The organism is Escherichia whittamii (assembly GCF_014836715.1).
In the GTDB taxonomy this organism is placed as follows: domain Bacteria; phylum Pseudomonadota; class Gammaproteobacteria; order Enterobacterales; family Enterobacteriaceae; genus Escherichia; species Escherichia whittamii.
Map to the genome: position 1 here is coordinate 293,144 of NZ_JACSQI010000003.1, position 26,771 is coordinate 319,914.

A 26,771-nucleotide genomic window follows, 5' to 3' on the forward strand; every position below is an offset into this window, starting at 1 on the left:
GCCGCTGCTGTGCTGCAATCTTGCCCCCAACAACAGTGAATTCGGTGACCATGCAAGCGTCGCAATTTTCAGCCCAGGTTCTGGACTGGTACGATAAATACGGGCGGAAAACGCTGCCCTGGCAAATTGATAAGACGCCCTACAAAGTATGGCTCTCAGAAGTGATGTTGCAACAAACTCAGGTTGCGACCGTAATTCCCTATTTTGAACGCTTTATGGCGCGCTTCCCGACGGTGACCGATCTCGCCAACGCACCGCTGGACGAGGTTCTGCACTTATGGACCGGGCTTGGCTATTACGCCCGCGCGCGCAATCTGCATAAAGCGGCACAGCACGTTGCCACCTTACACGGTGGTAAATTCCCGGAAACCTTTGAGGAAGTCGCTGCGCTGCCTGGCGTCGGACGCTCCACCGCAGGCGCGATCCTCTCGCTTTCTCTGGGTAAGCACTTTCCGATTCTCGACGGTAACGTCAAACGCGTGTTAGCACGCTGCTATGCTGTAAGCGGCTGGCCTGGGAAAAAAGAGGTCGAGAATAAACTGTGGAGTTTGAGCGAGCAGGTTACGCCCGCCGTCGGCGTGGAGCGGTTTAATCAGGCGATGATGGATTTGGGCGCGATGATTTGCACGCGTTCGAAGCCGAAATGTTCGCTCTGCCCGCTACAAAATGGTTGTATTGCCGCCGCCAATAATAGCTGGTCGCTTTATCCCGGCAAAAAACCCAAACAGACATTACCGGAACGTACGGGCTACTTTCTGCTGTTACAGTACGAAGATGAAGTGTTGCTGGCGCAGCGTCCGCCAAGCGGATTGTGGGGTGGCTTATACTGTTTCCCGCAGTTTGCCGATGAAGAAAGTTTGCGACAATGGCTGGTGCAACGGCAGATCAATGCCGATAACCTGACGCAACTCACCGCGTTTCGGCATACCTTCAGCCATTTCCATTTAGATATTGTGCCTATGTGGCTTCCCGTGTCGTCATTCACCGGCTGCATGGATGAAGGCAATGCGCTCTGGTATAACTTAGCGCAGCCGCCGTCAGTTGGCCTGGCGGCACCCGTGGAGCGTTTGTTACAGCAGTTACGCACTGGCGCGCCGGTTTAGCGCGTGAGTCGATAAGAGGATAATTTATGAGCAGAACGATTTTTTGTACTTTCCTGCAGCGTGAAGCAGAAGGTCAGGATTTTCAGCTGTACCCCGGCGAACTGGGAAAACGCATCTATAACGAGATCTCCAAAGAAGCCTGGGCACAGTGGCAGCACAAACAAACCATGCTGATTAACGAAAAGAAACTCAACATGATGAATGCCGAGCACCGCAAGTTGCTGGAGCAGGAGATGGTCAACTTCCTGTTCGAAGGTAAAGAGGTGCATATCGAGGGCTATACGCCGGAAGATAAAAAATAAAAACAGTGCCGGAGCACGCCTCCGGCAACTTGCATAAAAACAAACACAACACGCACCCGGAATGATGAAAAAATATCTCGCGCTGGCTTTGATTGCGCCGTTGCTCATCTCCTGTTCCACGACCAAAAAAGGCGATACTTATAACGAAGCCTGGGTCAAAGATACCAACGGTTTTGATATTCTGATGGGGCAGTTTGCCCACAATATTGAGAACATTTGGGGATTCAAAGAGGTGGTGATCGCCGGTCCTAAGGACTACGTGAAATACACCGATCAATATCAAACCCGCAGCCACATCAACTTTGACGACGGTACGATCACTATCGAAACCATCGCCGGGACAGAACCTGCTGCGCACTTGCGCCGGGCAATAATCAAAACGTTATTGATGGGGGATGATCCGAGTTCGGTCGATCTCTATTCCGACGTTGATGATATTACGATTTCGAAAGAACCTTTCCTTTACGGTCAGGTGGTGGACAACACCGGGCAGCCTATTCGCTGGGAAGGTCGTGCGAGTAACTTCGCAGATTATCTGCTGAAGAACCGTCTGAAAAGCCGCAGCAACGGGCTGCGTATCATCTACAGCGTCACCATTAATATGGTGCCGAATCACCTTGATAAACGTGCGCACAAATATCTCGGCATGGTCCGCCAGGCATCACGGAAATATGGCGTCGATGAGTCATTGATTCTGGCGATTATGCAGACCGAATCCTCCTTTAACCCGTATGCGGTCAGCCGTTCCGATGCGCTGGGATTAATGCAGGTGGTACAACACACTGCCGGGAAAGATGTGTTCCGCTCGCAGGGGAAATCCGGCACGCCGAGCCGCAGTTTCTTGTTTGATCCTGCCAGCAATATTGATACTGGCACCGCGTATCTGGCGATGCTGAATAATGTTTATCTCGGCGGCATTGATAACCCAACGTCGCGACGTTATGCCGTCATCACCGCCTATAACGGTGGTGCAGGCAGCGTATTACGCGTCTTCTCGAACGATAAAATTCAGGCTGCAGCTATTATAAATACTATGACGCCGGGCGATGTTTATCAGACGCTGACGACCCGCCATCCGTCTGCGGAATCTCGCCGCTATCTTTATAAAGTGAACATGGCGCAAAAATCTTACCGCCGTCGATAATTTCACCTTTGCCTCTGACAATACTCCGAGGCAAAGTGTTATACACATCACAATTTTGCCCTGCAAATTGAGATTATTTGCAATTATTTGCCACGGGTAACAAAAAAACAGTCAGTGAAGTTGATAGAATCGCATCATCTTGCACGGTCAAATGTGCTTTTTAAAACACTCATCCGCATTATGATGTGAGGAAATTAACATGAATCTTAAGCTGCAGCTGAAAATCCTCTCTTTTCTGCAGTTCTGTCTGTGGGGAAGTTGGCTGACGACCCTCGGCTCATATATGTTTGTTACCCTGAAGTTCGACGGTGCTTCCATTGGCGCAGTTTATAGCTCACTGGGTATTGCTGCGGTCTTTATGCCTGCGTTGCTGGGGATTGTGGCCGACAAATGGTTAAGTGCGAAATGGGTGTATGCTATTTGTCACACCATCGGCGCAATCACCCTCTTCATGGCGGCACAAGTCACCACGCCGGAGGCGATGTTCCTCGTTATCCTGATTAACTCGTTTGCCTATATGCCAACGCTTGGGTTAATCAACACTATCTCTTACTATCGCCTGCAAAATGCCGGGCTGGATATTGTGACTGATTTCCCACCAATCCGTATTTGGGGCACCATCGGCTTTATTATGGCGATGTGGGTGGTGAGCCTGTCTGGCTTCGAATTAAGCCACATGCAGCTGTATATTGGCGCAGCCCTTTCCGCCGTTCTGGTGCTGTTTACCTTTACGCTGCCGTATATTCCGGTTGCTAAACAGCAAGCGAATCAGAGCTGGACGACGTTGCTGGGGCTTGATGCTTTCGCGTTGTTTAAAAACAAGCGTATGGCGATTTTCTTCATCTTCTCGATGTTGCTGGGTGCGGAACTGCAGATTACCAACATGTTCGGTAATACCTTCCTGCACAGCTTTGACAAAGACCCGATGTTTGCCAGCAGCTTCATCGTGCAGCATGCGTCAATCATCATGTCGATTTCGCAGATCTCTGAAACTCTGTTCATTCTGACCATCCCGTTCTTCTTAAGCCGCTACGGCATTAAGAATGTAATGATGATCAGTATCGTGGCATGGATCCTGCGTTTTGCGCTGTTTGCTTACGGCGACCCGACTCCGTTCGGCACCGTACTGCTGGTGCTGTCGATGATTGTCTACGGCTGCGCATTCGACTTCTTCAACATCTCTGGTTCAGTGTTTGTCGAAAAAGAAGTTAGCCCGGCAATTCGCGCCAGTGCGCAGGGGATGTTCCTGATGATGACCAACGGCTTCGGCTGTATCCTCGGCGGCATCGTGAGCGGTAAAGTGGTTGAGATGTACACCCAAAACGGCATTACCGACTGGCAGACCGTATGGCTGATTTTCGCAGGTTACTCCGTGATTCTGGCCTTCGCGTTCATGGCGATGTTTAAATACAAACACGTTCGTGTCCCTGCCGGCACACAAACTGTTAGCCACTAATTACGCAAAGAAAAACGGGGCGCCAGAAGGTGCCCCGTTTTTTTATTCTTACTTCAACACATAACCGTACAACCGTTTCATTCCATCCGCATCGGTTTCGCTATAGACACCTTGTAGCTCCGGCGAAAACCCCGGCAGCAAATTCACGCCTTCTTCAAGCGCGAGGAAATAACGCTGGACCGCTCCGCCCCACATTTCTCCAGGCACCACGCAAAGCACGCCAGGTGGATACGGCAGCGCGCCTTCCGCCGCAATTCGCCCTTCGGCATCACGGATGCGCACCAACTCCACTTCACCACGAATATAGGCGTTATGCGCATCCTGGGGATTCATCACCACTGGTGGGAAACTCTGCTGGCGGAACATCGCTTTTTGCAGGTCTTTGACGTCAAAACTGACATAAAGATCATGCATCTCCTGACACAGCTGGCGCAGAGTGTAGTCGCGATAGCGCACCGGATATTTGTTATAAACACTCGGCAGCACCTCAGACAGCGGCGAGTCATCCTCAATATGCTGTTCAAACTGCGCCAGCATCGCCACCAGTTGCGCCAGCTTCTCATGACTTTCCGCCGGAGTTAATAAGAACAGAATGGAGTTGAGATCGCACTTCTCCGGCACAATGCCGTTCTCACGCAGATAATGCGCCAGAATCGTCGCCGGAACGCCAAAATCGCTATATTCGCCGGTTTCGGCATCGATTCCCGGCGTGGTCAGTAACAGCTTGCACGGATCAACAAAATACTGGTCTGCGGCATATCCCTCAAAGCCGTGCCACTTCTCCCCTGGCTCAAAGCTGAAGAAACGGCGGTCACTGGCCAACACTGATGTCGGATAATCCTGCCACAATTTGCCATCAACAACAGGTGGAATAAACGGGCGGAACAGCTTACAGCGCGCAAGAATCGCCTTCCGCGCTTCAATCCCCATCGCAACACACTCTGCCCACAGCCGACGCCCGCTCTCTCCTTCATGGATTTTGGCATTCACGTCCAGTGCAGCAAACAGCGGGTAAAACGGGCTGGTAGAGGCGTGTAGCATAAAGGCATTGTTCAACCGCTTATGCGGGCAAAAACGCGCCTGCCCGCGAATATGGTTATCTTTTTTATGGATCTGCGACGTCTGCGAGAATCCCACCTGCTGTTTATGCACCGACTGGGTAACAAAGATCCCCGGATCGTTTTGATTAAGTTCTAACAGCAGTGGCGAGCTATCTGCCATCATCGGGATAAACTGCTCGTACCCGACCCATGCAGAATCAAATAGAATGTAATCACACAGATGCCCAATGGTATCGATCACCTGGCGGGCGTTGTAGATAGTGCCGTCATAGGTTCCCAGCTGAATAATCGCCAGGCGGAACGGGCGCGGCAGTTCGGCTTTTTCTGGCGCAACGTCGCGAACTTGCTGGCGCAGATACTCTTCATTAAAACAGTGCGCATCAATCCCGCCGATAAAACCGAATGGGTTGCGTGAGGCTTCCAGATACACCGGCGTCGCCCCGGCCTGAATCAGCGCACCGTGATGATTCGACTTATGATTGTTACGATCGAATAGCACCAGATCGCCACGCGTTAACAGTGCATTTGTCACAACCTTATTCGCCGCCGAGGTGCCATTAAGGACAAAATAGGTTTTATCGGCATGAAAAACTTTGGCTGCGAATTTCTGCGCATCCTTCGCGGAACCTTCATGAATAAGCAAATCACCCAGTTTCACATCGGCATTACACATATCGGCGCGAAAGACATTCTCGCCAAAGAAATCGTAAAAATGACGTCCTGCAGGATGCTTTTTAAAGAACGCGCCATGTTGATGCCCTGGACAAGCGAAAGTGCTATTGCCCATCTCAACGTACTGGGTCAGCGTGTCATAAAATGGCGGCAGCAAATTCTCTTCATACTGACAGGCTGCGGATTCCAGCTCCAGCCACTGCTGCTCGTTGCCGTTGATAATCGCCGTAACACCCGCGGGTAGTTCAACAGCATCTTCGGAATACAAAAACACCGGCAGATGAAAACCGGTGCGCTTAAGTAACGCAAGAATGCCACTGCGACTATCCGCAGCGGTAATGACGACTGCCGCGACGTCCGTAAAATCAGTATCTTCCAGCGCCACCACGCGGCGATGGGTAGAAAGTCGGGAAACCAGTTCACCACTGGCGGCAATACTCATTGATTTCATAAGCGCAAAACCCGTTTCGGGGAAATAAAAATACCGGGCAAGGTGGAAAACCCTGCCCCATGAGATGTGGGTCAAACTGGTAACCAGCTCCGACCGCCAGACATCAGTAAAAGCAGAAACGCTCTGATTTTACTGTTGTCCTGCAGTGAGCGTGCGTTAACGTCACCGCATAAAAAGCAGCGTCGCAGAACAGGAGACATTTCGCGCGAAACGGCGATAAGCGAAAGGATGTAAGGAGGCGGCGTGCATCAGGCAAACTCCGTACAGGAAGGAGAAAATTCGCGCAATCATTGCACCTTTCACCAGCGTGTGCAAGCCAGGACTTTGCGACCAGACAAGCCATCTGACGGCGAATACGTTCATAATAGAGAAATCTGATAATACAGTTAACAGGAACTCTTGTGGTCATCGGTCCTTTTATCAACGCAAGTGCAGTACTCATTGGCGGCGTACTTGGCGCTCTACTTAGCCAACGCTTACCGGAGCGGATCCGCGTCTCGATGACGTCCATTTTTGGGCTGGCATCGCTGGGAATTGGTATTTTACTGGTGGTGAAATGCGCCAACCTTCCCGTCATGGTATTAGCAACACTGCTGGGAGCATTGGTTGGCGAGTTGTGTTTGCTGGAGAAAGGAATCAATAACGCAGTAAGCCGAGCGCAAAGTCTGTTTCGCTCCTCACATAAAAACACAGCGCATGAATCGTTTATTCAGAATTTTGTGGCGATCATTGTTCTGTTCTGTGCCAGCGGTACGGGTATTTTCGGCGCGATGAACGAAGGGATGACGGGCGATCCGAGTATTTTAATCGCCAAGTCGTTTCTCGATTTCTTTACTGCAATGATTTTCGCCTGCTCGCTTGGCATTGCGGTATCGGTAATAAGCATCCCGTTATTGATCATCCAGTTAGCCCTCGCCAGTTGCGCCACACTGATACTCCCCATGACCACACCGTCGATGATGGCTGACTTCAGCGCCGTCGGGGGATTACTGTTGTTAGCAACCGGCTTGCGTATCTGCGGCATCAAAATGTTTCCGGTGGTCAACATGCTACCCGCTCTGCTACTGGCAATGCCTCTTTCCGCCGCCTGGAGCGCCTGGTTTGCCTGACAATATGTGCAATAGCGGCAAAGTGATGATAGATTGTGCAGTCTGCAGTAAATTGAAGAAATTTGATTGACGAGACGAGGCGAATCAGGTTTAATGCGCCCCGTTGCCCGGATAGCTCAGTCGGTAGAGCAGGGGATTGAAAATCCCCGTGTCCTTGGTTCGATTCCGAGTCCGGGCACCAAATTTATAAGGCCTCGCTGCAAAGCGGGGCTTTTTCTTTTTCTGCCTGTAGTAGATTTCTTTTAGTTCCCCCGATCAGATGATGTTGTACACGGCATTCCTTGCGCATCAGATTGCTCAATGATTATTACGAGCGTTCATAGTGATATTCAGTCAGCCGCCAATCCCGGAAGGCATGGTTATTCCGATAAAGGGCAAAGTCACTCATAAACATTCGCGCCTTTTATCTTCAAAGCATTCTGTCTAATGTCGGCATATCTGGTGATGAGCTGTTTCAGGTGCATCTCTGCCTCAGCCCCTGCGGCAGGAGGAAGCGGTTGTCCTGCCGACGACTGTTCCAGTATCCGCAGCTGCTCTTCAGCCGGAATGGATTGATTAAAAAACTGCATCGTTGAAAACACCACTGACTTCAGCTCACTGACCGTCATGTATTTCCCCTTATGCTCATCCAGCCCGTTCAGTCGTTCACTCAGTTTCTGTAGAGTAACCATTCCCTGATGCCAGCCATTCAAATTTCCTGTTGGCAATGCAGCAATATTAAATTGTTGCTGCCACTGCTGTATCAGGGGCTTTGCGCGCTCCGGCCATATCGCCTGGGCCTGTTCGACAAGCTGCCTTTCCCGGGTTATGAGCCAGTCCGGCGGTAGCTTGTCCAGAAACGTAAGCTGCTGCAGTGTTTGCGTAATTAAAGTTTGTGGCAACGGAGATTGCTGACGCAATAGATCCAATTGTTCAGGCGTGAGTACTGCGGGTAACGGTGCCAGAGAGGCAGTAAACTGGGTTTGTAACGGGTCCAGGCGATGAAAAAACTGCCAGGCCCATACCGTTGCTGCACCTATCACCAGCATGGTACACATCCCGCCGACAAAAGATTTCCATTTTTTTACTGGCGCAGGTATTGCCGGCAGTACCTCCACGTTCGGCTGCGTAACATATACCCACTGCACTGCACTGTCTGGCGCCCGGATATCTTCAAACGAACGACCAGTATGGGAAGCTGTTGTTATACCCACGTCATTCATGACCGGATCATGCGAAACGATACCCGACTGAATTGTCGCCCCTGTGCAGATTGTGTCATCGCTGTTCTCCAGCCTGACAGCGTTGTTATGCATCAGGGTACGCAATGTATCCAGCTGACTAAGATGTCTGAGCTCCAGGCGCTGTAAAACCATCCCCAAACGGGTAAGCAGCTGCTCTGCTCGATACAGTTGGCTAAGGTCGCTGTATTTCAGCGGGAGTGAGCGCATCCGTTGTTGCAAACGCAGGCTCAGATTACTGAGGATCTCAATCCTAATATGGACAGGCTAACGGCTGCAGCCAATTGCTCCACTGCGCCACACGTTCACGGCTAGCATCAAGGCGTGTTGTCGGCTCTGTCTGACAAGCGCTAACCTGGGCATTTAACGTGCTCATAAATTAACCTCAGCTGCATCACTGTTTGTGCTGGCGACCGGGTCTGTCACTGCCACTTTCGCCGTGCTGAAGATGGAATCTGGCAGACGGAAGTTTCGCAGTTTCAACAACGCTTTACCGCTGAATGTCTCCACATCCAGCAATGCACCGCAGGACGGAATGTCCAGACGGTAGCGGTTCAGCCCGCCTTCAGTTAATGCAGACAACGCGTTCTTCAGCGTATCTGTCAGACTCATAAGGTTCCTTCAGTCATATTTAAACTCCAGCACAATCCCTTCTTCATCATTCCAGCAGAGCACCAGGGAGTGTGGTTTCTTTTTCGCCGCCATATGAACCAGCAATTGCTGACTCAGCATCGGCAGAATTTGTTGGTTGAGTAGGCTGTCAACATTACGCGCCCTGGTGTCCGGTAGCAGGCAGGCAGCGGTCAGCGCGTCGAACAGGCTTTCATCAATCTGCGTAGTCAGACCATAGTGACGATGTAAGCGCTTGCTGACCTGGGAGAGTTTCATCTCCACAATTGTGTGCATCGCTGCTTCCACCAGCGGACGGTAAATCACGGTCTGGAAACGGGCGAGCAGCGCAGGCTGGAAGTGGTCGCGCAGTATCGGGCGCAGCAGTTCGTGCAGGTCGGCCTCGGTGGCTTCCGGCTGTTCGTTCAGCAACTGCATCAGGTGGTCGCTACCGAGGTTGGATGTCATCAGGACATCGCCTGTGCATCCTGCCAGATATCCTGTGCACTCAACTCTGATACTGGACTCAGATTAACTTTTTCAAACAGAGACGCATAAACTCCACTTGCAACAGGACGTTCAAGGACCACACTCTCGCCACCAGTGGCATTCTCATTATTTACAGACATCAACATATTCCTTATTAATCCGTTAAATCGTTATGGCTGTTTTGGTGCCAGGGCTGAGAGTTCGGCTCTGAGTTCTGCGCTTAATGCCGGGTCCAGCAGAATATTTTCCAGTTCTTTGCGGAAAGCCTGGTTATCCAGAAGATTTGCTTTTAAATCACGAAGTAAATTACGCATGGAAAGCATGGCCTTCAGCTGCGGTATTTGCCGGGAGACTTGTTCCGGGGAGAAATCCTTTATACTGCGGAATGTCAGGTTGATGCTGTCTTCGCTATCGTCATCAGCAAGTGTATTTTTAACGATAAGATTTACTTTTGGGGAATAATCAAAAAGGACTGCATCAAAGTTATTTTTGTTAAGATTAACCTTTTTACGCTCTGATAATGGCGCGGATTCCTGACCATTACTGAAATCACCCGTAATAAGTAACTTAAGGGGTAATTCCATTTTTTTGCTTGCGCCCCCTGTATGCAAATCTAATTTTAGATTAATACGGGCCTTCGGGATCTCCCGCTGGAAGCTGTCACTCATATTTCCCTCACGTAATTCAGTTAAAGTCAAATTAACAACAATATTTCCCTAACCGAATACTAGGCTAATATTAAGTTCAAAAAAAACAATACAGATCAATAAATTGAATTTAAAAAACAGTAAGAAAGCTATCAAACAACAAGAATAATCCCATACATATCAACTAATTAAAAACGCATTTATATATGTTCTTAATTATATTTTCATTACGTAACTAAATTATTTTTATACCCTAATCCAGATTGTACAAAGTGCGAAATGCCTATTTATTAGATAACAACGCTCCTCATGATACTCATGCAGCAGCCCTGAATGTTTTTGCGATGTAATATCAAAGTAATTCGTTTGTATATAAAATCCATCACTATAGTAAACCGTGAATATTCACCGTTCTCTGGCATTTCCTCTTTTCGCCCCCCAGCTCAAAGTCAAACCAGTTTCTATTAGGTTAAAGACCGTAGAAAGAAAGTTTATTTATTAGTACTTTTATTTCAGGAAATCGGAATTTTACATTTTTTGCATCCGCAAACTGCTTCAGGAATACTTTGATTACGCATAAACATTGACGCAGCGCAGCATATTATTTATTTTCACCACATATATTCAAATAGACATTGTAATTGCACAGTAAAAGTAGGTACTTATGCGTAATGGAGTATTTCGGATTAGTAAGTATTTGGTTGTTATTACTGCGATATCCTGTATGTATACCGGATTTGCATTTGCAACGAACGTCGCATTGAATTCTGTCCAGGTAGAACATCTGAATAGTGTTATCAATCGTGAGGTAAAAGGGAAGAATGACCGTAATTTTGTCGATACCAACTGGACTGAAGCTCAACGCGTAGCCGAATTTATTTGCCGACCGCTCGCACTAAAAGAGCTGCAGAAGCAGTACCCCGACGTAGATAAGGTTATTTTCGATCAGGGAAAACATAATATGCAGAGGCTGCTTTCACCTGCACTACTGACAGGCAATGGCCAGTACCGTAGGGGTATTAACTGGACGACGTTTCACTTCGAATGTGAACTGTCAGTAAAAACCGGGGAAGCAACAGGATTCAGGTTGACGAGAAACAGAGTCCTGACCATGGCTCCAGGGCCAGTTATTCGATCTGAAGGAGTCAGCCAGTGAAAAATATACTTACGGCATTTCTCATCATTACGTTGCCTGTTTTCTCTGTCACGGCAGCCAGTTTTGACTATCGCCAGTCCCGCAGTGCGGATGAAAAAGCGATTTGTGCATCGCGTACCCTGAATGACATGGATGTGGAGATGAGCGTTAAATACAAATTTCTCCATGGACTTTACGCAATGGGTGCCGCCGGGGAACTAAAAGAATCACAGGCACAGTGGCTGGCTGAACGACGCCATTGTGGCAGTGACAAACCCTGCCTGAGAGAAATATACAGAAAGCGCTTAACAACCTTGAACCATCTTTATGACGCGATTAACAAACCACTCTGAATCTAAAGTGGCCTCGTTGGTTGTCGGAAGTGCCTTAATGTGAGGCACTTCCTTACCAGTGCGCGCAGCCATTGGTTAACGCGTGATAATCCCCGCCATTATTTTTTAATTTAAAAATAGTTTCCATAGAAAATATACGCAGTGATAAATGTGACCTGGATTTAAAAACATATTTATCGCCATAAATAGTCAAGCGCAAAACTATCATATTGATCAATATTCACCGCAAGAATTTTATTATTTTCTTCTGCTTTACCAGGGGATTGTCAACATGTTTATTATGTCCAACTTAAATAGTTAATCACTAAATATCATCGCCATTACTGACGTGTTTTATTTATTGATAACAGTGACATACGTTCTTTTTTTACAAGCAAACAATCAATCGCTAAATTGTTTTTCGACTCAATAGTTAATCGCGAAACATTTTAAGGATTGATAAAAATCCTAAATTCCTTGTTCATAATGTAGGGGTGTGTTAAATAGGTGGGCAAAATTTGGTTCCCCCTTCTCGCCTGTAATATTGCAGCATCTTCGCACTTCCACGAGACATTGCGACTTAATAAGAAGGTGATAAGCCCTACATAAGCGCATGGGCTGACCATGGTTTTATATTCATTAAAAGACTTCGTTATAACTAATTGATTTAATATCAATAATTTATTGTGGGTTCGGGTTTGTTGTGACTATGGCATTATTTCCGAGCAAAGGAGTTGATATGTCTGAAAGACATTTACCTGATGACCAGAGCAGTACTATCGATCCATATTTAATTACTTCGATTTGCCAGACTCTGGCAGAACAAGGTGCCGCATTACAAAACTTGTCCAAACAGTTGGATTCCGCTCAGTACCAGCGTGCTCTTGAATTGATCATTAATTGTAAAGGACACGTTATTCTTTCGGGGATGGGTAAATCCGGGCATGTTGGTCGAAAAATGTCTGCCACGCTGGCCTCTACAGGTACGCCGAGTTTCTTTATTCATCCCGCAGAAGCTTTCCATGGCGATCTGGGCATGATTACGCCCTACGATCTTCTGATCCTTATTTCCGCCAGCGGTGAAACAGATGAAATCCTCAAGCTTGTCCCGTCACTGAAGAATTTCGGCAACCGGATTATCGCCATTACCAATAATGGGAATTCTACCCTGGCGAAAAATGCTGATGCCGTGCTGGAACTTCACATGGCGAATGAAACCTGCCCGAATAATCTTGCACCAACAACGTCGACCACGCTGACCATGGCGATCGGCGATGCATTGGCGATTGCCATGATCCACCAACGCAAATTTATGCCGAATGATTTTGCGCGCTATCACCCGGGCGGTTCATTAGGTCGTCGCCTGCTGACCCGCGTTGCGGATGTCATGCAGCATGATGTCCCTTCGGTTCACCTGGATGCGCCATTTAAAACCGTGATTCAACGTATCACCAGCGGTTGTCAGGGAATGGTGATGGTAGAAGACGCAGAAGGCGAGCTGGCGGGCATTATCACCGACGGTGACCTGCGTCGCTTTATGGAAAAAGAGGATTCTCTGACATCCGCCACGGCGGCGCAGATGATGACGCGTGAACCGCTGACGTTACCAGAAGACACCATGATCATCGAAGCGGAAGAAAAGATGCAAAAACACCGCGTCTCGACGTTATTGGTGACCAACAAGGCGAACAAAGTCACTGGCCTTGTGCGCATTTTCGACTAATTAAGCAACAGGGCGCGAGAGTTAACTCTCTCATTGAATTTGCGCCCCACTGAAACTCTGATAATCGTTACATGTTGATAAAAGTGAAGTCTGCCGTATCCTGGATGCGTGCTCGTTTGTCTGCCATCTCCCTGGCAGATATCCAAAAACACCTGGCGAAAATCATCATTCTGGCACCGATGGCAGTGCTGCTGATCTATCTGGCTATCTTCAGCCAGCCTCGCTATATGAGCGAATCGAAAGTTGCCATTAAACGCTCAGATGATTTAAACAGCGGCAGCTTAAATTTTGGTCTGCTGTTGGGTGCCTCTAACCCCAGTTCCGCAGAAGATGCGCTGTATCTGAAAGAGTACATCAACTCTCCAGATATGCTGGCGGCGTTAGATAAGCAACTGAATTTTCGCGAAGCGTTTAGCCACAGCGGGCTCGATTTTCTTAATCATCTTAGCAAGGATGAAACTGCAGAAGGTTTCCTGAAGTACTACAAGGACCGTATCAACGTTTCGTATGACGATAAAACCGGATTGCTGAATATTCAGACGCAGGGCTTTAGCCCGGAGTTTGCGCTTAAGTTTAACCAGACCGTGCTGAAAGAGTCAGAGCGCTTCATCAATGAGATGTCACATCGCATTGCGCGTGACCAGCTTGCCTTTGCAGAAAGCGAGATGGAAAAAGCACGCCAGCGTCTGGATGCCAGCAAAGCGGAGCTGCTCTCTTATCAGGATAGCAACAACGTCCTGGATCCACAGGCACAGGCAGAGGCGGCGAGCACGTTAGTCAATACGCTGATGGGTCAGAAGATCCAGATGGAAGCAGACCTGCGTAACTTACTGACGTATCTGCGTGAAGACGCGCCACAAGTGGTAAGTGCGCGTAATGCGATTCAGTCATTGCAGGCACAAATCGACGAAGAAAAAAGCAAAATCACGGCGCCACAAGGTGACAAATTAAACCGTATGGCGGTGGATTTTGAAGAAATCAAATCAAAAGTAGAGTTCAACAGCGAACTCTACAAACTGACCCTGACCTCCATTGAAAAGACCCGTGTAGAAGCGGCTCGTAAGCTCAAGGTGCTGTCTGTGATCAGTTCGCCACAGTTGCCGCAGGAATCATCTTTTCCAAACATCCCTTATTTGATCGCCTGTTGGTTACTGGTGTGCTGCCTGCTGTTCGGCACCCTGAAACTGTTGCTGGCTGTTATTGAAGATCACCGAGATTAACGCTGTCGCTGAATGAGTTTGTGATGAAATTATTTAAATCAATTTTACTGATTGCCGCCTGTCACGCGGCGCAGGCCAGCGCGGCCATTGATATTAACGCTGACCCAAACCTGACAGGAGCAGCGCCACTGCCCGGTATTCTGAGCGGACAAAAGTCGGATACGCAAAACATGAGCGGCTTCGACAATACCCCACCGCCAGCGCCGCCGGTGGTGATGAGCCGTATGTTTGGTGCCCAACTATTTAATGGCACCAGCGCGGATAGCGGTGCGACGGTAGGATTCAACCCTGACTATATTCTGAACCCGGGCGATAGCATTCAGGTTCGCTTGTGGGGGGCGTTCACCTTTGATGGTGCGTTACAGATTGATCCCAAAGGTAATATTTTCCTGCCGAACGTCGGTCCGGTGAAAGTTGCCGGGGTAAGCAATAGTCAGTTGAACACTCTGGTCACATCCAAAGTGAAGGAAGTGTACCAGTCCAACGTCAACGTCTACGCCTCCTTATTACAGGCGCAGCCAGTAAAAGTGTACGTGACCGGCTTTGTGCGTAATCCAGGTCTGTATGGCGGTGTGACGTCTGATTCGTTACTCAATTATCTGATCAAGGCTGGCGGCGTTGATCCAGAGCGCGGAAGTTACGTTGATATTGTGGTCAAGCGCGGCAACCGCGTGCGCTCCAACGTCAACCTGTATGACTTCCTGCTGAACGGTAAACTGGGGCTTTCGCAGTTCGCCGATGGTGACACCATCATCGTTGGGCCGCGTCAGCATACTTTCAGCGTTCAGGGCGATGTCTTTAACAGCTACGACTTTGAGTTCCGCGAAAGCAGCATTCCTGTAACAGAAGCGTTGAGCTGGGCGCGCCCTAAGCCTGGTGCGACGCACATTACGATTATGCGTAAACAGGGGCTGCAAAAACGTAGCGAATATTACCCGATAAGCTCTGCGCCAGGCCGTATGTTGCAGAACGGCGATACCTTAATCGTCAGCACTGACCGCTATGCCGGCACCATTCAGGTGCGGGTTGAAGGCGCGCACTCCGGTGAACATGCCATGGTGCTGCCTTATGGCTCCACCATGCGTGCGGTTCTGGAAAAAGTCCGTCCGAACAGCATGTCGCAGATGAACGCGGTTCAGCTTTATCGCCCATCAGTGGCCCAGCGGCAGAAAGAGATGCTGAATCTCTCGCTGCAAAAGCTGGAGGAAGCGTCACTTTCTGCCCAGTCCTCCACCAAAGAAGAAGCCAGCCTGCGTATGCAGGAAGCACAACTGATCAGCCGCTTTGTGGCGAAAGCACGCACCGTGGTTCCGAAAGGTGAAGTGATCCTCAACGAGTCCAATATTGATTCTGTTCTGCTGGAAGATGGCGACGTCATCAATATTCCGGAGAAAACGTCGCTGGTTATGGTTCACGGCGAGGTGCTGTTCCCGAACGCGGTGAGTTGGCAGAAGGGTATGACCACCGAGGATTACATCGAGAAATGCGGTGGCCTGACGCAGAAATCGGGTAACGCCAGAATTATCGTCATTCGTCAGAACGGTGCTGCGGTCAACGCGGAAGATGTGGATTCACTCAAGCCGGGCGATGAAATTATGGTTCTGCCGAAATATGAATCGAAAAACATTGAAGTTACCCGTGGTATTTCCACCATCCTCTATCAGCTGGCGGTGGGTGCAAAAGTGATTCTGTCTTTGTAAGGAGTTGAGATGAGCAAAGCAGTTATTGTCATTCCGGCTCGCTATGGCTCCTCGCGCCTGCCGGGTAAGCCACTGCTCGATATTGTTGGTAAACCGATGATCCAGCATGTTTACGAGCGTGCGTTACAGGTGGCGGGCGTTGCGGAAGTTTGGGTGGCAACAGACGACCCGCGCGTTGAACAGGCCGTGCAGGCGTTCGGCGGGAAAGCCATCATGACGCGCAACGATCATGACTCCGGCACCGATCGGCTGGTCGAGGTGATGCATACGGTGGAAGCAGATATCTACATTAACCTGCAGGGCGATGAACCAATGATTCGCCCGCGGGATGTAGAAACGTTGCTACAAGGAATGCGTGATGATCCCGCATTGCCAGTGGCAACGCTATGCCACGCGATTTCTGCCGAAGAAGCGACAGAGCCAAGCACGGTAAAAGTGGTGGTAAATACCCGCCATGATGCACTTTATTTCAGCCGTTCGCCGATTCCCTATCCGCGCAATGCTGAAAAAGCGCGCTACCTGAAACACGTTGGTATTTACGCTTATCGTCGCGATGTGCTGCAAAACTACAGTCAGTTACCGGAGTCCATGCCGGAGCAGGCGGAGTCACTGGAGCAGCTACGGTTGATGAACGCGGGGATCAACATTCGCACATTTGAGGTTGCCGCAACCGGGCCGGGCGTCGACACCCCGGCATGCCTTGAAAAAGTGCGCGCCCTGATGGCACAGGAACTGGCTGAAAACGCATGATTGGCATTTACTCGCCTGGCATCTGGCGTATTCCGCATCTGGAGAAATTTCTGGCGCAGCCGTGCCAGAAACTTTCTCTGCTGCGCCCTGTTCCGCGAAACGTCGATGCTATCGCCGTGTGGGGACATCGCCCCAGCGCGGCGAAACCAGTCACCATCGCCAAAGCAGCGGGAAAACCCATCATTCGTCTGGAAGATGGATTTGTGCGCTCGCTGGATCTTGGCGTTAATGGTGTGCCACCGCTCTCCCTGGTGGTGGACGATTGCGGCATTTACTACGATGCCAGCAAGCCTTCAGCGCTGGAGAAACTGGTACAGGATAAAGCCGGAAATGCGGCATTGGCAGATCAGGCCAGAGAAGCGATGCACACCATCGTGACCGGGGATTTGTCGAAATATAACCTGGCGCCTGCGTTTGTGGCTGATGAGCCGGAACGTGCAGACATCGTTCTGGTTGTCGATCAGACATTTAATGATATGTCCGTGACGTATGGCAATGCTGGCCCGCATGAGTTTACCGCCATGCTGGAAGCCGCAATGGCGGAAAATCCTCAAGCCGAAATTTGGGTGAAGGTGCATCCGGATGTACTGGAAGGAAAGAAAACAGGTTATTTCGCTGACCTGCGCGCCACGCAACGAGTACGTTTGATTGCCGAGAATGTCAGCCCGCAATCGCTGTTGCGGCACGTTTCCCGGGTTTACGTCGTGACCTCCCAGTACGGCTTTGAAGCCTTGCTGGCAGGAAAATCAGTGACATGTTTCGGTCAGCCCTGGTATGCAGGCTGGGGCTTAACCGACGATCGTCATCCACAATCCGCTTTGTTATCTGCCCGACGCGGTTCTGCCACGCGGGAAGAACTTTTTGCCGCAGCATACCTGCGTTACTGTCGCTATATCGACCCGCAAACGGGGGCCGCGAGCGATCTGTTTACCGTGCTGCAATGGCTACAATTACAGCGCCACCATCAGCAACAGCGTAATGGCTATTTATGGGCGCCGGGCTTAACGCTGTGGAAGTCGGCGATCCTGAAACCTTTTCTGCGAACGGCGACAAACAGACTGAGTTATTCACGTCGCTGTACTGCGGCCACCGCTTGCGTGGTATGGGGTGTAAAGGGAGAGCAGCAATGGCAGGCCGAAGCGCAGCGAAAATCACTGCCGTTATGGCGAATGGAAGATGGTTTTCTGCGTTCATCCGGACTTGGCTCTGACCTGTTGCCGCCGCTATCGTTGGTACTGGATAAACGCGGGATTTACTATGACGCCACGCGCCCCAGCGACCTGGAGGAGCTGCTTAATCATAGCCAGCTAACGCTGACACAGCAGATGCGAGCTGAAAAATTACGCCAGCGACTGGTTGAAAGCAAACTGAGCAAATACAACCTGGGAGCCGATTTCTCTCTGCCAGCCGAAGCCAAAGGTAAAAAAGTTATCCTGGTGCCGGGGCAGGTAGAGGACGATGCCTCTATTAAAACAGGCTCCGTCTCGATTAAGAGCAACCTTGAGTTATTGTGCACCGTACGTGAACGTAACCCGCACGCCTACATCATTTATAAACCGCACCCGGATGTACTGGTGGGAAATCGCAAGGGCGATATCCCGGCAGAAATGATTGCTGAACTTGCCGATTATCAGGCACTGGACGCAGATATTATTCAATGCATTCAGCGCGCAGATGAAGTGCATACCATGACGTCGCTGTCGGGGTTTGAAGCGTTATTACATGGCAAGCAAGTTCATTGTTACGGCCTGCCCTTCTATGCCGGTTGGGGTTTAACCATTGATGAACATCACTGCCCTCGCCGCGAGCGAGAATTAACGTTAGCAGACTTGATCTATCAGGCGTTGATTGTTTACCCAACATACATTCACCCAACACGGCTACAACCTATTACGGTTGAGGAAGCTGCGGAATATTTGATTCAGACACCGCGCAAGCCGATGTTTATTACCCGAAAAAAAGCGGGGCGAGTAATACGCTATTACCGCAAATTAATTATGTTCTGCAAAGTCAGATTCGGCTAAACAATTTCATAGTTGACTATTACGCAAATTATTTATGCAAGACAACGCACTAACCATTTTATTATCGGGTAAAAAATATCTGCTTTTGCAGGGACCGATGGGACCTTTTTTCAATGACGTCGCCGAATGGTTAGAGTCATTAGGCCGTAGCGCTGTGAATGTTGTCTTCAACGGTGGTGATCGTTTTTACTGCCGCCATCGACAATACCTGGCTTACTACCAAACGCCGAAAGAGTTTCCTGGTTGGTTGCGAGATCTCCACCGACAATATGACTTTGATACCATTCTCTGTTTTGGTGACTGCCGCCCATTGCACAAAGAAGCAAAACGCTGGGCAAAGTCGAAAGGGATCCGCTTTCTGGCATTTGAAGAAGGATATTTACGCCCGCAATTTATTACCGTTGAAGAAGGCGGAGTGAACGCATATTCATCGCTACCGCGCGATCCGGATTTTTATCGTAAGTTACCAGATATGCCTGCGCCGCACGTTGAGAACTTAAAACCTTCAACGATGAAACGTATTGGCCATGCGATGTGGTATTACCTGATGGGCTGGCATTACCGTCATGAGTTCCCTCGCTACCGCCACCACAAATCGTTTTCCCCCTGGTATGAGGCTCGTTGCTGGGTTCGCGCATACTGGCGCAAGCAACTTTACAAGGTAACACAGCGTAAGGTATTGCCGAGGTTAATGAATGAGCTGGATCAACGTTATTATCTTGCCGTTTTGCAGGTATATAACGATAGCCAGATTCGTAACCACAGCAATTATAACGATGTGCGTGACTATATTAATGAAGTCATGTACTCATTTTCGCGTAAAGCGCCGAAAGAGAGTTTTTTGGTGATCAAACATCATCCGATGGATCGTGGTCACAGACTCTATCGACCATTAATTAAACGGTTGAGTAAGGAATATGGCTTAGGTGAGCGAGTCATATACGTGCACGATCTCCCGATGCCGGAATTATTACGCCACGCAAAAGCGGTGGTAACGATTAACAGTACGGCGGGGATCTCTGCGCTGATTCATAACAAACCACTCAAAGTGATGGGCAATGCCCTGTACGACATCAAGGGATTGACGTATCAAGGGCATTTGCACCAATTCTGGCAGGCCGATTTTAAACCGGATATGAAACTGTTTAAGAAGTTTCGGGGGTATTTATTGGTGAAGACGCAGGTTAATGGGGTTTATTATGGGGAGATGTTTTTTAACAAGATAAAAAATGATAAAAAAGATTGTATTATGCTATCAAAAAAAACATTACAATGAATGGCATTAAAATAATCATTCATTAGTACCCATCCATCAAATAAAAATCAATATGCTATAATTGGAAAACACAAAAAAACATTAAAATAAATAGAATAGGTTATACATTTCCAAATAAGTTATATACTGGTAAAGTTAACATGAGCACTTCGTAATGCAGCTTTGATGGCATTAGTTTCAACTAATATTGAGTCAGGTGCAGAAAATGGTCGATTTTTATTGGTAAAATCAGAATTTCCGATATAAAGACTTTCTTTATTTCTTAACGCCTGAATGTGCCATCGCGACCAGGAATCCCAATACTTTTGGCGATCCAGTGAAATTCCCTGAGATGTATATCCTGTTGTAGATGAATTCATTAACGAGTCGGTACGATGGCTTCCTAGTGTCAAAGGCAATTTAATACGATGTATAGAGGAAGCACCAAAAATTAGCTTAAGTCGAGCAATGAATTCACTATCAGCACCCGTTTTAACACAGTCCCAAACGCCCGCTTTTTGCAATACATCCGCTCTTCTAAACAGCAGAGAAGAAGGATTCAGTCTTTTTAGCGGATAGACCGCACGCGCATAAAAAATCCCATTATCTTGCAACCTTACCCAATCAGAGATCGAACAAATTAGTTTAGGGTTTAACAATAAAGGTGATATCTGTCTAAATAATTTTTCAGGATGGGACCAGTCATCTGAGTCATGGCATGTCACAAACTCTCCCTTTGCATGTATTAAACCTATTCGTTTTGCAGCATATGTTCCAACATTTTGTGGCAGGCTAATAATTTTTATTCGAGTATCTTTGAGTGCTAATCTCTGAAGACGAAATAGCGTATCATCAGTGCTGGCATCATCAACAATAATTAGTTCAAATGAACGGTATGTTTGATTAAGCAATGATATTACTGCATTCTCCACCCGTCTGCCAGTATTGTATGTTGTCATTAAAATAGAAATCAAAGGGCCTGTATGGGTAGAAGAAGGAATCGATGTAATAACATTACAAGGCGATAAGGGGGATGCAATGTCTGCAAGCGCGACCGGAGATAAACCAAAATGAGTATAGTATGCGTTAAGTCTATTTAAAGATATTTTTGGTGTTTCTCTAAAAGCATTATTTTGCAAGAGTAATATATCAGGAGAAGAAACAATACTACTGTAATCAATCTGAGCAAGTGTTGATATGGCTCTTTTAGATAAGCCAACTCTTAATTGAAGAGCTGCATATAAATCTAAAGGATAATTATCCACATCATCTAACAATGATAAAGAAAACGCAGGAGAGTATGATGCTAAGTTTTTTGCCAACTCAACTCTTTGATATATTTCCGCGAATTCATTTTTAAATTTCGCTAATAAATCCGGAGTTAGACTTATGTCACCACAAGCAACTTTAGCCACTTTAACTGCTAACTTACACCGCCATTCTGGCGGTGTATCGTTGATATTACGCAATGACCAATACATATTAAGATCATACATTGCTAAGATACGTTTTGACTGCCAAAACTGGCAGTCATCGTGTATTGCTGCTAAGGCAAAAACATATCGTTTATTTTTTAAGTGCCATAAGAATTTTAAATTCCTGAACATAATTAAGAATCGACACCAAATAAATCACGGGTATAAATTTTCTCGCCTACATCTTCTAATTCTTGTGTGCGACGGTTTGCTACTATAACATCAACACGTTCTTTAAACGCATTAATGTCGCGCTCAACATAAGAACCAAAGAAATACGATTCTTTTAGTACAGGTTCATACACAACTATCTCAATTCCTTTGGCTTTGAGTCGTTTCATTACACCTTGAATACTACTTGCTCTAAAGTTATCACTACCTGCTTTCATTATGAGGCGATAGATTCCTACAACTTTTGGTTTACGACTTAATATATCCTCCGCAACAAAGTCTTTTCGAGTAGTATTGGCATCGACAATTGCCTGGATTAAGTTCTGCGGAACATCACGATAATTTGCAAGTAATTGTTTAGTGTCCTTTGGTAGACAATAACCTCCATAGCCAAAAGAAGGATTATTATAATGTTGACCAATTCTGGGATCTAAACCAACGCCCTCTATGATTTGTTTTGTATCTAAGCCATGAACTGCAGCATAAGTATCCAGCTCATTAAAATAAGCTATCCGCATTGCAAGATAAGTATTTGCAAAAAGTTTAATGGCTTCAGCTTCAGTGCTATCCGTTAACAATATTGGAATATCTTTTTTTATAGCGCCTTCACAGAGAAGCTCTGCGAACTTTCTTGCTCGTTCACTACGCTCTCCGACAACTATGCGAGATGGATATAGATTGTCATAAAGAGCCTTACCTTCACGTAAAAATTCAGGGGAAAAGATAATGTTATTCGTGTTTAGATCGCGTTTTAGTCGTTCAGTAAAGCCGACGGGGACTGTAGATTTGATTATGATAGTTGCATCAGGATTTATACTTAGTACGTCACATGCCACTGATTTGACAGAGTGTGTATCGAAGTTATTATTAATAGGGTCATAATTGGTTGGTGTCGAAATAATAACATAATCAGCATCTCTATAAGCTTCATATTTTTCTGTTGTAGCATATAGATTCAACTTTCTATTTGATAAAAAATCTTGTATTTCAGGATCACATATTGGTGATAGCCTTTTATTAATTAACTGAACTTTCTCAAGATCTATATCCAGAGCAATAATATCGTGTTTTTGTGAAAGCAATGTTGCAATTGACATGCCAACATAACCAACACCTGAGATTGTAATTTTCACAATTAACTCACAATTTATATTATTTATATTGTCTTTACTGACATTAATACCAAGCGAAAATTTATGATAAGGGCAAATAATAGAATAAATTAAGTCAATTTTACCAAGGTAAAGATCATAAAATTTTATGGCTTACATTAAACTTCTTCAAATGTTTTAATTTTGGGCAACCCATTGACTTCAAGATATTCGTTAAAATTATCAAATAATTTGTTTATATTCTTAAAAAATCTGTCATAATTCATATATGACTTAATTTGACTTAATGACATGGAATAAATATCCTCTAAGTCAATGCTGGGCAGATTAAAAAACTCAGTCAATTCTTGCGTTCTAGCATCGTGAGTTAACCATAATGCAGGAACACCACTAAGAACAGAGGCCATATTCACGTGAAATCTAGTTCCGAATGTATAATCTACACATTCTCGATTGAATTCATACCACGCTTTCGTATTTCTAAATAACCTATATCTTGTTTTTATATACATATTTAATTGTTCTTTATTAAGTAAAAATTCATCATTATTAATCATTGATTTAAAGTAGTATGGTATCTCAAGGTCTTCTTTCTCTTTAATGAGATCAATATAATATTGATGAGTACGTTTATTTACTGGCTCAATAAAAAATGCATTGCTTAGCACTGCTCTTTCAAAAAGTTGTCTCTCTGATGCTCGTGACAAATTTGTCACATTTATAGATGCCACATTAAAATCTCTTTTAGAATATTTTTCATAAAGAGCACGTAATGCTATTGGATCAGAAAATAAAGATGGACAACCAGTAACAAACACATTTTTTATATTGGTGCACTTTTCTATTACTTGCTTTGTAAACTCACCTCTTACGCCCAGATACATTGATTTGAAAGACAAAAAATCCAGTAACTCAATAGCCTCCTTACAAAGCTCTGCTTTATTTATATCTCGAACACTTGATTGAATACCAAGTCCAAAAACAATAATAGGCACATCATACTGCTTAAGAGAGTCAAGAAGCCTTTTATATTTATCTGGACTTGGTTCTTCTAATGAAAGAGAGTTAGCAAGGGTAATAATCAAATGAGAACATGTTTTATTTACAAAATCTTTAAAATTTGTTTCTCCTGATAAAATAAAACTACTATCTTTGTAATGTACTGCCCTTGAAAACATCCTTAATGGTGCTTCAGCGTGAATCATGTTCCCAGAATTTTCTGGAATTAAAAGTGGAAAATCGACAGGAAGTTCAGGTAAGCAGCCTATAACGCCTATATTTTTCATTCAAACTTATCCGCCATGCTAACTTTCACAATTGAATATTTCCTGCTTGAATCATCACTATTTACAGGCTTAAAACAATATGATTTTATACCTTGACGAGCCAAAGATTCATTTATCACTTTAAAGTGATTATTTTTCTGCACGCCTATTTTTTTTATAGATGTATTATCTCCATGCAATACCCTGTTATAGCATATTTTATTTATATGTTTGAATGGACCTACCTCGCTAAGTTTTAGATAAATATCATAATCAACAGCATTGCTAATCTGTTCATTAAATCCATCCGTTAAATTCCATGCCCTGGCCGTAAACATTCTAAAATGATGACAAATCATTGCCGTGGTAAGTTTCTCTCGCGAGAATTCTGGCCAGTTATAACCATTTTCAATCAACTTTCCTTGACTATCAACATTTCTGTTCGTTGTGTAAACACATGCCAAGGATAGATCTCTTTTAAACTCATTTAAACAAAGTTCCACAGCATCAGGTTCCAGGTAATCATCGGAGTCAAGTTGACCAATATAAAAACCACGACACAATTTTACCGCTGCATTGGAAGCAGCTCCAATACCTTTATTTTTTTGTGTAATAAAACGTACTCGCGGGTGATTTCCATAATATTCTTCTAGAATTTTTAACGTGTTATCCGTAGAACCGTCATTACAAATGCATACTTCCAGGTCAGTGATTGTTTGATTCAATGCACTATCGACACAACGTACAATATGGTCTGCACAGTTATAGGCTGGAATATAAATTGATACTAAAGGAACCTTCTTGAGTGTTGAATTTTCAATTTTGTCTATTTTTCTATAATAATATGGAACTTTTTCTTGTATTAATTGAATAGTGATAGATTTTCCAGTTTCTCGGTCTGTTTCATTTTCTTTACCTGGCGGTTCCTGATGATATGCCATTGCACCATCTACAGAACGAAAATAACATCCTTCCCTGTACAGACGGTATCCAAACTCGTTATCCTCCCCTCCCCAGTGTGTGAATTCCTCATCAAACCAACTTGCACGCTCAAGCCATTTTTTTGCAAATGCCACATTACCACCGCTGAAATATCGAAATGGAGTATTACAGAGCCTTAAGTTATCTGTTTTCTCAAAATGTTCTAACCGCCAATCAACTGATTTGCTTCGTTCAATTTTTCCCGCAACTTGGTTATTTGTAATAATTTCGGGTAGTTTCTCAAGCAAGCTTTCGTCTTCAAGGAACTCTAAATAATTATATTCGGTAGTGTCAATGTATTTTCTTGGACCGATCAGAGCCACATCATCATCTAATTCAAGTAACTCCATATAAGATTGTACCCAAAGAGGATTTGGAGCCATATCGCAATCAAGTATAGCAACGAAGTTGTATCGTGCGGTTCTAAGTCCTAAATTTCTTACTGCACATAATTGATAGCCATTATCCTTCTGGCGTACATACTTAATATCAATTAGCTGCTCAAACTTTCTAATCACTTGTTCTATATTTTCTTTACTTCCATCGTCGGCAACAATTACTTCATAATTAAATTTTGTTTTTTGGTTACAAAGACATGCTAACGTTATTTCCAATATTTTTGAACGATTGAAGGTTGGTACGACGATACTGAGACCATCAATGTTTTTATTCTTACGCCTCCCATCTTTCACTAATTTTTTATTGGCAAGCCATTTAAAATCATTAGTACTCTCTGGCAATTTGGATAAATTTAAATCTTTTGGCCAATCAGAAGGAATAGGATTTATAGTTTTCGTTTCTGCTGTTTCTGACTTTCTTAAAGTTGCTTTATTATATTTTTTTATTAATTCACTAATCTCCTTTTCACTCAATTTTTTAATATTAGAATTTGAATACATGATCTGTGTTGCAGGGTCCCACTCTATATTTTTTTGTGCTGAGATAGTGTGAACATCACCCAAATCTTGCAATGCTTTTTTACATAAAATTATATTTGCCTTAACCCAACTAGCATCATATATTTCGCTTGCTTTTTCAAATAATAGCAATGATTTATGATATTCACCATTCTTATACAATTTAATTGCTTCGTTTAAAATACTCATATTTTTATAACCACCTTAATTTCAGCATATCTATTGCAATTTTTTTAGTTATTAAGTTATTGTTATGTTTTCCGATATGATTGGTAAATTCATAAAATGTATATTATTTTAAAAGAGTTGAAACATATGAGTAGATCAAATAGTACCATTTGCAATGGCATACATTAAAAAACTGTCATACTCAGCAGCGTAAATTTAAGATTATCTTTTGCACTTACAATATTTTGCTATAATTAATATTATGAACAAAACAACATCC

21 protein-coding genes, 1 tRNA gene and 3 pseudogenes are annotated in these 26,771 nt (G+C 45.6%); 14 read left to right on the plus strand and 11 right to left on the minus strand.

Annotated features, from left to right (window positions below; all coding sequences use genetic code 11):
* Positions 1-50 precede the first annotated feature (50 nt).
* The 4 genes from mutY (at position 51) to nupG (ending at position 4,005) form a co-directional block, all read left to right on the plus strand.
* Positions 51-1,103, plus strand: a complete 1,053-nt coding sequence (mutY, locus tag H9644_RS07135; protein WP_191773916.1) for an A/G-specific adenine glycosylase — start codon at positions 51-53, stop codon at positions 1,101-1,103.
* Positions 1,104-1,129: 26 nt separating this feature from the next.
* On the plus strand, positions 1,130-1,405 hold the full coding sequence (locus H9644_RS07140; protein WP_000091700.1) for an oxidative damage protection protein: 276 nt from the start codon (positions 1,130-1,132) through the stop codon (positions 1,403-1,405).
* A gap of 64 nt (positions 1,406-1,469) precedes the next feature.
* Positions 1,470-2,549: a membrane-bound lytic murein transglycosylase MltC gene (mltC, locus tag H9644_RS07145; protein ID WP_130208053.1), complete on the plus strand. Its 1,080-nt coding sequence runs from the start codon at positions 1,470-1,472 to the stop codon at positions 2,547-2,549.
* A 199-nt stretch (positions 2,550-2,748) separates the two neighbouring features.
* Positions 2,749-4,005 (plus strand): nucleoside permease NupG, encoded by a 1,257-nt coding sequence (gene nupG / locus H9644_RS07150; protein WP_064529710.1) that lies wholly within the window; start codon positions 2,749-2,751, stop codon positions 4,003-4,005.
* A 48-nt stretch (positions 4,006-4,053) separates the two neighbouring features.
* On the opposite strand, the gene speC is transcribed toward nupG, so the two are convergent.
* Positions 4,054-6,189, minus strand: coding sequence for an ornithine decarboxylase (speC, locus tag H9644_RS07155; RefSeq protein WP_191773917.1), 2,136 nt, complete (start codon positions 6,187-6,189; stop codon positions 4,054-4,056).
* A 162-nt stretch (positions 6,190-6,351) separates the two neighbouring features.
* Positions 6,352-6,552: a hypothetical protein gene (locus H9644_RS22045; protein WP_449757718.1), complete on the minus strand. Its 201-nt coding sequence runs from the start codon at positions 6,550-6,552 to the stop codon at positions 6,352-6,354.
* Between the two features lie 38 nt (positions 6,553-6,590).
* On the opposite strand from H9644_RS22045, the gene H9644_RS07160 reads away from it, so the two are divergent.
* Positions 6,591-7,298: a DUF554 domain-containing protein gene (locus H9644_RS07160; RefSeq protein ID WP_064529708.1), complete on the plus strand. Its 708-nt coding sequence runs from the start codon at positions 6,591-6,593 to the stop codon at positions 7,296-7,298.
* 105 nt (positions 7,299-7,403) lie between these two features.
* Positions 7,404-7,479: transfer RNA gene (locus tag H9644_RS07165), tRNA-Phe, on the plus strand.
* A gap of 199 nt (positions 7,480-7,678) precedes the next feature.
* On the opposite strand, the pseudogene H9644_RS07170 reads toward H9644_RS07165, so the two are convergent.
* The 5 genes and pseudogenes from H9644_RS07170 to tssB form a co-directional block, all read right to left on the minus strand.
* Positions 7,679-8,785 (minus strand): annotated as a pseudogene (locus H9644_RS07170) (VasL domain-containing protein); the annotation flags it as partial.
* A gap of 105 nt (positions 8,786-8,890) precedes the next feature.
* Entirely contained in the window at positions 8,891-9,130 is a 240-nt protein-coding gene (locus tag H9644_RS07175) for a hypothetical protein (protein WP_064529707.1), read from the minus strand.
* 9 nt (positions 9,131-9,139) lie between these two features.
* Positions 9,140-9,601 (minus strand): annotated as a pseudogene (locus H9644_RS07180) (type VI secretion system ATPase TssH); the annotation flags it as partial.
* A pseudogene (locus H9644_RS07185) lies at positions 9,598-9,762 on the minus strand (type VI secretion system contractile sheath large subunit); the annotation flags it as partial. The pseudogenes H9644_RS07185 and H9644_RS07180, both read right to left, overlap by 4 nt.
* A 24-nt stretch (positions 9,763-9,786) precedes the next feature.
* Positions 9,787-10,284 (minus strand): type VI secretion system contractile sheath small subunit, encoded by a 498-nt coding sequence (gene tssB, locus H9644_RS07190; RefSeq protein ID WP_064529705.1) that lies wholly within the window; start codon positions 10,282-10,284, stop codon positions 9,787-9,789.
* A gap of 643 nt (positions 10,285-10,927) precedes the next feature.
* Between tssB and H9644_RS07195 the strand changes: the two genes are divergently transcribed.
* The 8 genes from H9644_RS07195 to H9644_RS07230 all read left to right on the plus strand — a co-directional run bounded on the left by H9644_RS07195 (position 10,928) and on the right by H9644_RS07230 (position 20,423).
* Positions 10,928-11,419, plus strand: coding sequence for a hypothetical protein (locus tag H9644_RS07195; RefSeq protein WP_191773918.1), 492 nt, complete (start codon positions 10,928-10,930; stop codon positions 11,417-11,419).
* The gene (locus H9644_RS07200) at positions 11,416-11,751 is read left to right on the plus strand and encodes a lysozyme inhibitor LprI family protein (RefSeq protein ID WP_064529703.1); all 336 of its coding nucleotides are present in this window, start codon (positions 11,416-11,418) and stop codon (positions 11,749-11,751) included. The genes H9644_RS07195 and H9644_RS07200 overlap by 4 nt, the downstream gene beginning before the upstream one ends.
* A gap of 718 nt (positions 11,752-12,469) precedes the next feature.
* Entirely contained in the window at positions 12,470-13,453 is a 984-nt protein-coding gene (locus H9644_RS07205) for a KpsF/GutQ family sugar-phosphate isomerase (RefSeq protein ID WP_191773919.1), read from the plus strand.
* A 71-nt stretch (positions 13,454-13,524) separates the two neighbouring features.
* Positions 13,525-14,673, plus strand: coding sequence for a capsule polysaccharide export inner-membrane protein kpsE (locus H9644_RS07210; RefSeq protein ID WP_000905918.1), 1,149 nt, complete (start codon positions 13,525-13,527; stop codon positions 14,671-14,673).
* A gap of 23 nt (positions 14,674-14,696) precedes the next feature.
* Positions 14,697-16,373 (plus strand): polysaccharide biosynthesis/export family protein, encoded by a 1,677-nt coding sequence (locus H9644_RS07215; RefSeq protein WP_010348153.1) that lies wholly within the window; start codon positions 14,697-14,699, stop codon positions 16,371-16,373.
* A gap of 9 nt (positions 16,374-16,382) precedes the next feature.
* The gene (gene kdsB / locus H9644_RS07220) at positions 16,383-17,123 is read left to right on the plus strand and encodes a 3-deoxy-manno-octulosonate cytidylyltransferase (protein ID WP_191773920.1); all 741 of its coding nucleotides are present in this window, start codon (positions 16,383-16,385) and stop codon (positions 17,121-17,123) included.
* A complete protein-coding gene (locus H9644_RS07225) occupies positions 17,120-19,147 on the plus strand; it encodes a capsular polysaccharide biosynthesis protein (RefSeq protein WP_191773921.1) in 2,028 nt (675 codons plus the stop codon). The genes kdsB and H9644_RS07225 overlap by 4 nt, the downstream gene beginning before the upstream one ends.
* 34 nt (positions 19,148-19,181) lie before the next feature.
* Positions 19,182-20,423 (plus strand): capsule biosynthesis protein, encoded by a 1,242-nt coding sequence (locus H9644_RS07230; RefSeq protein WP_191773922.1) that lies wholly within the window; start codon positions 19,182-19,184, stop codon positions 20,421-20,423.
* A 119-nt stretch (positions 20,424-20,542) separates the two neighbouring features.
* On the opposite strand, the gene H9644_RS07235 is transcribed toward H9644_RS07230, so the two are convergent.
* The 4 genes from H9644_RS07235 to H9644_RS07250 all read right to left on the minus strand — a co-directional run bounded on the left by H9644_RS07235 (position 20,543) and on the right by H9644_RS07250 (position 26,512).
* The gene (locus H9644_RS07235) at positions 20,543-21,883 is read right to left on the minus strand and encodes a glycosyltransferase family 2 protein (protein WP_191774068.1); all 1,341 of its coding nucleotides are present in this window, start codon (positions 21,881-21,883) and stop codon (positions 20,543-20,545) included.
* A 128-nt stretch (positions 21,884-22,011) separates the two neighbouring features.
* The gene (locus H9644_RS07240) at positions 22,012-23,181 is read right to left on the minus strand and encodes a nucleotide sugar dehydrogenase (RefSeq protein ID WP_064529698.1); all 1,170 of its coding nucleotides are present in this window, start codon (positions 23,179-23,181) and stop codon (positions 22,012-22,014) included.
* A 137-nt stretch (positions 23,182-23,318) separates the two neighbouring features.
* On the minus strand, positions 23,319-24,446 hold the full coding sequence (locus H9644_RS07245) for a polysaccharide pyruvyl transferase family protein (RefSeq protein ID WP_064529697.1): 1,128 nt from the start codon (positions 24,444-24,446) through the stop codon (positions 23,319-23,321).
* The gene (locus H9644_RS07250) at positions 24,443-26,512 is read right to left on the minus strand and encodes a glycosyltransferase family 2 protein (protein ID WP_191773923.1); all 2,070 of its coding nucleotides are present in this window, start codon (positions 26,510-26,512) and stop codon (positions 24,443-24,445) included. Before H9644_RS07250 ends, H9644_RS07245 begins: the two co-directional genes overlap by 4 nt.
* Positions 26,513-26,771: the final 259 nt, after the last annotated feature.

What these genes read in the sequence shown, in the direction of transcription:
- H9644_RS07230 (WP_191773922.1), top strand. Translation starts at nt 19,182, where the DNA reads ATGCAAGACAACGCACTAACCATTTTATTATCGGGTAAAAAATATCTG.
- H9644_RS22045 (WP_449757718.1), bottom strand. Translation starts at nt 6,552, where the DNA reads ATGAACGTATTCGCCGTCAGATGGCTTGTCTGGTCGCAAAGTCCTGGC.
- mutY (WP_191773916.1), top strand. Translation starts at nt 51, where the DNA reads ATGCAAGCGTCGCAATTTTCAGCCCAGGTTCTGGACTGGTACGATAAA.
- mltC (WP_130208053.1), top strand. Translation starts at nt 1,470, where the DNA reads ATGAAAAAATATCTCGCGCTGGCTTTGATTGCGCCGTTGCTCATCTCC.
- speC (WP_191773917.1), bottom strand. Translation starts at nt 6,189, where the DNA reads ATGAAATCAATGAGTATTGCCGCCAGTGGTGAACTGGTTTCCCGACTT.
- H9644_RS07140 (WP_000091700.1), top strand. Translation starts at nt 1,130, where the DNA reads ATGAGCAGAACGATTTTTTGTACTTTCCTGCAGCGTGAAGCAGAAGGT.
- nupG (WP_064529710.1), top strand. Translation starts at nt 2,749, where the DNA reads ATGAATCTTAAGCTGCAGCTGAAAATCCTCTCTTTTCTGCAGTTCTGT.
- H9644_RS07245 (WP_064529697.1), bottom strand. Translation starts at nt 24,446, where the DNA reads ATGAAAAATATAGGCGTTATAGGCTGCTTACCTGAACTTCCTGTCGAT.
- tssB (WP_064529705.1), bottom strand. Translation starts at nt 10,284, where the DNA reads ATGAGTGACAGCTTCCAGCGGGAGATCCCGAAGGCCCGTATTAATCTA.
- H9644_RS07205 (WP_191773919.1), top strand. Translation starts at nt 12,470, where the DNA reads ATGTCTGAAAGACATTTACCTGATGACCAGAGCAGTACTATCGATCCA.
- H9644_RS07195 (WP_191773918.1), top strand. Translation starts at nt 10,928, where the DNA reads ATGCGTAATGGAGTATTTCGGATTAGTAAGTATTTGGTTGTTATTACT.
- H9644_RS07175 (WP_064529707.1), bottom strand. Translation starts at nt 9,130, where the DNA reads ATGAGTCTGACAGATACGCTGAAGAACGCGTTGTCTGCATTAACTGAA.
- kdsB (WP_191773920.1), top strand. Translation starts at nt 16,383, where the DNA reads ATGAGCAAAGCAGTTATTGTCATTCCGGCTCGCTATGGCTCCTCGCGC.
- H9644_RS07210 (WP_000905918.1), top strand. Translation starts at nt 13,525, where the DNA reads ATGTTGATAAAAGTGAAGTCTGCCGTATCCTGGATGCGTGCTCGTTTG.
- H9644_RS07235 (WP_191774068.1), bottom strand. Translation starts at nt 21,883, where the DNA reads ATGTATTGGTCATTGCGTAATATCAACGATACACCGCCAGAATGGCGG.
- H9644_RS07215 (WP_010348153.1), top strand. Translation starts at nt 14,697, where the DNA reads ATGAAATTATTTAAATCAATTTTACTGATTGCCGCCTGTCACGCGGCG.
- H9644_RS07225 (WP_191773921.1), top strand. Translation starts at nt 17,120, where the DNA reads ATGATTGGCATTTACTCGCCTGGCATCTGGCGTATTCCGCATCTGGAG.
- H9644_RS07250 (WP_191773923.1), bottom strand. Translation starts at nt 26,512, where the DNA reads ATGAGTATTTTAAACGAAGCAATTAAATTGTATAAGAATGGTGAATAT.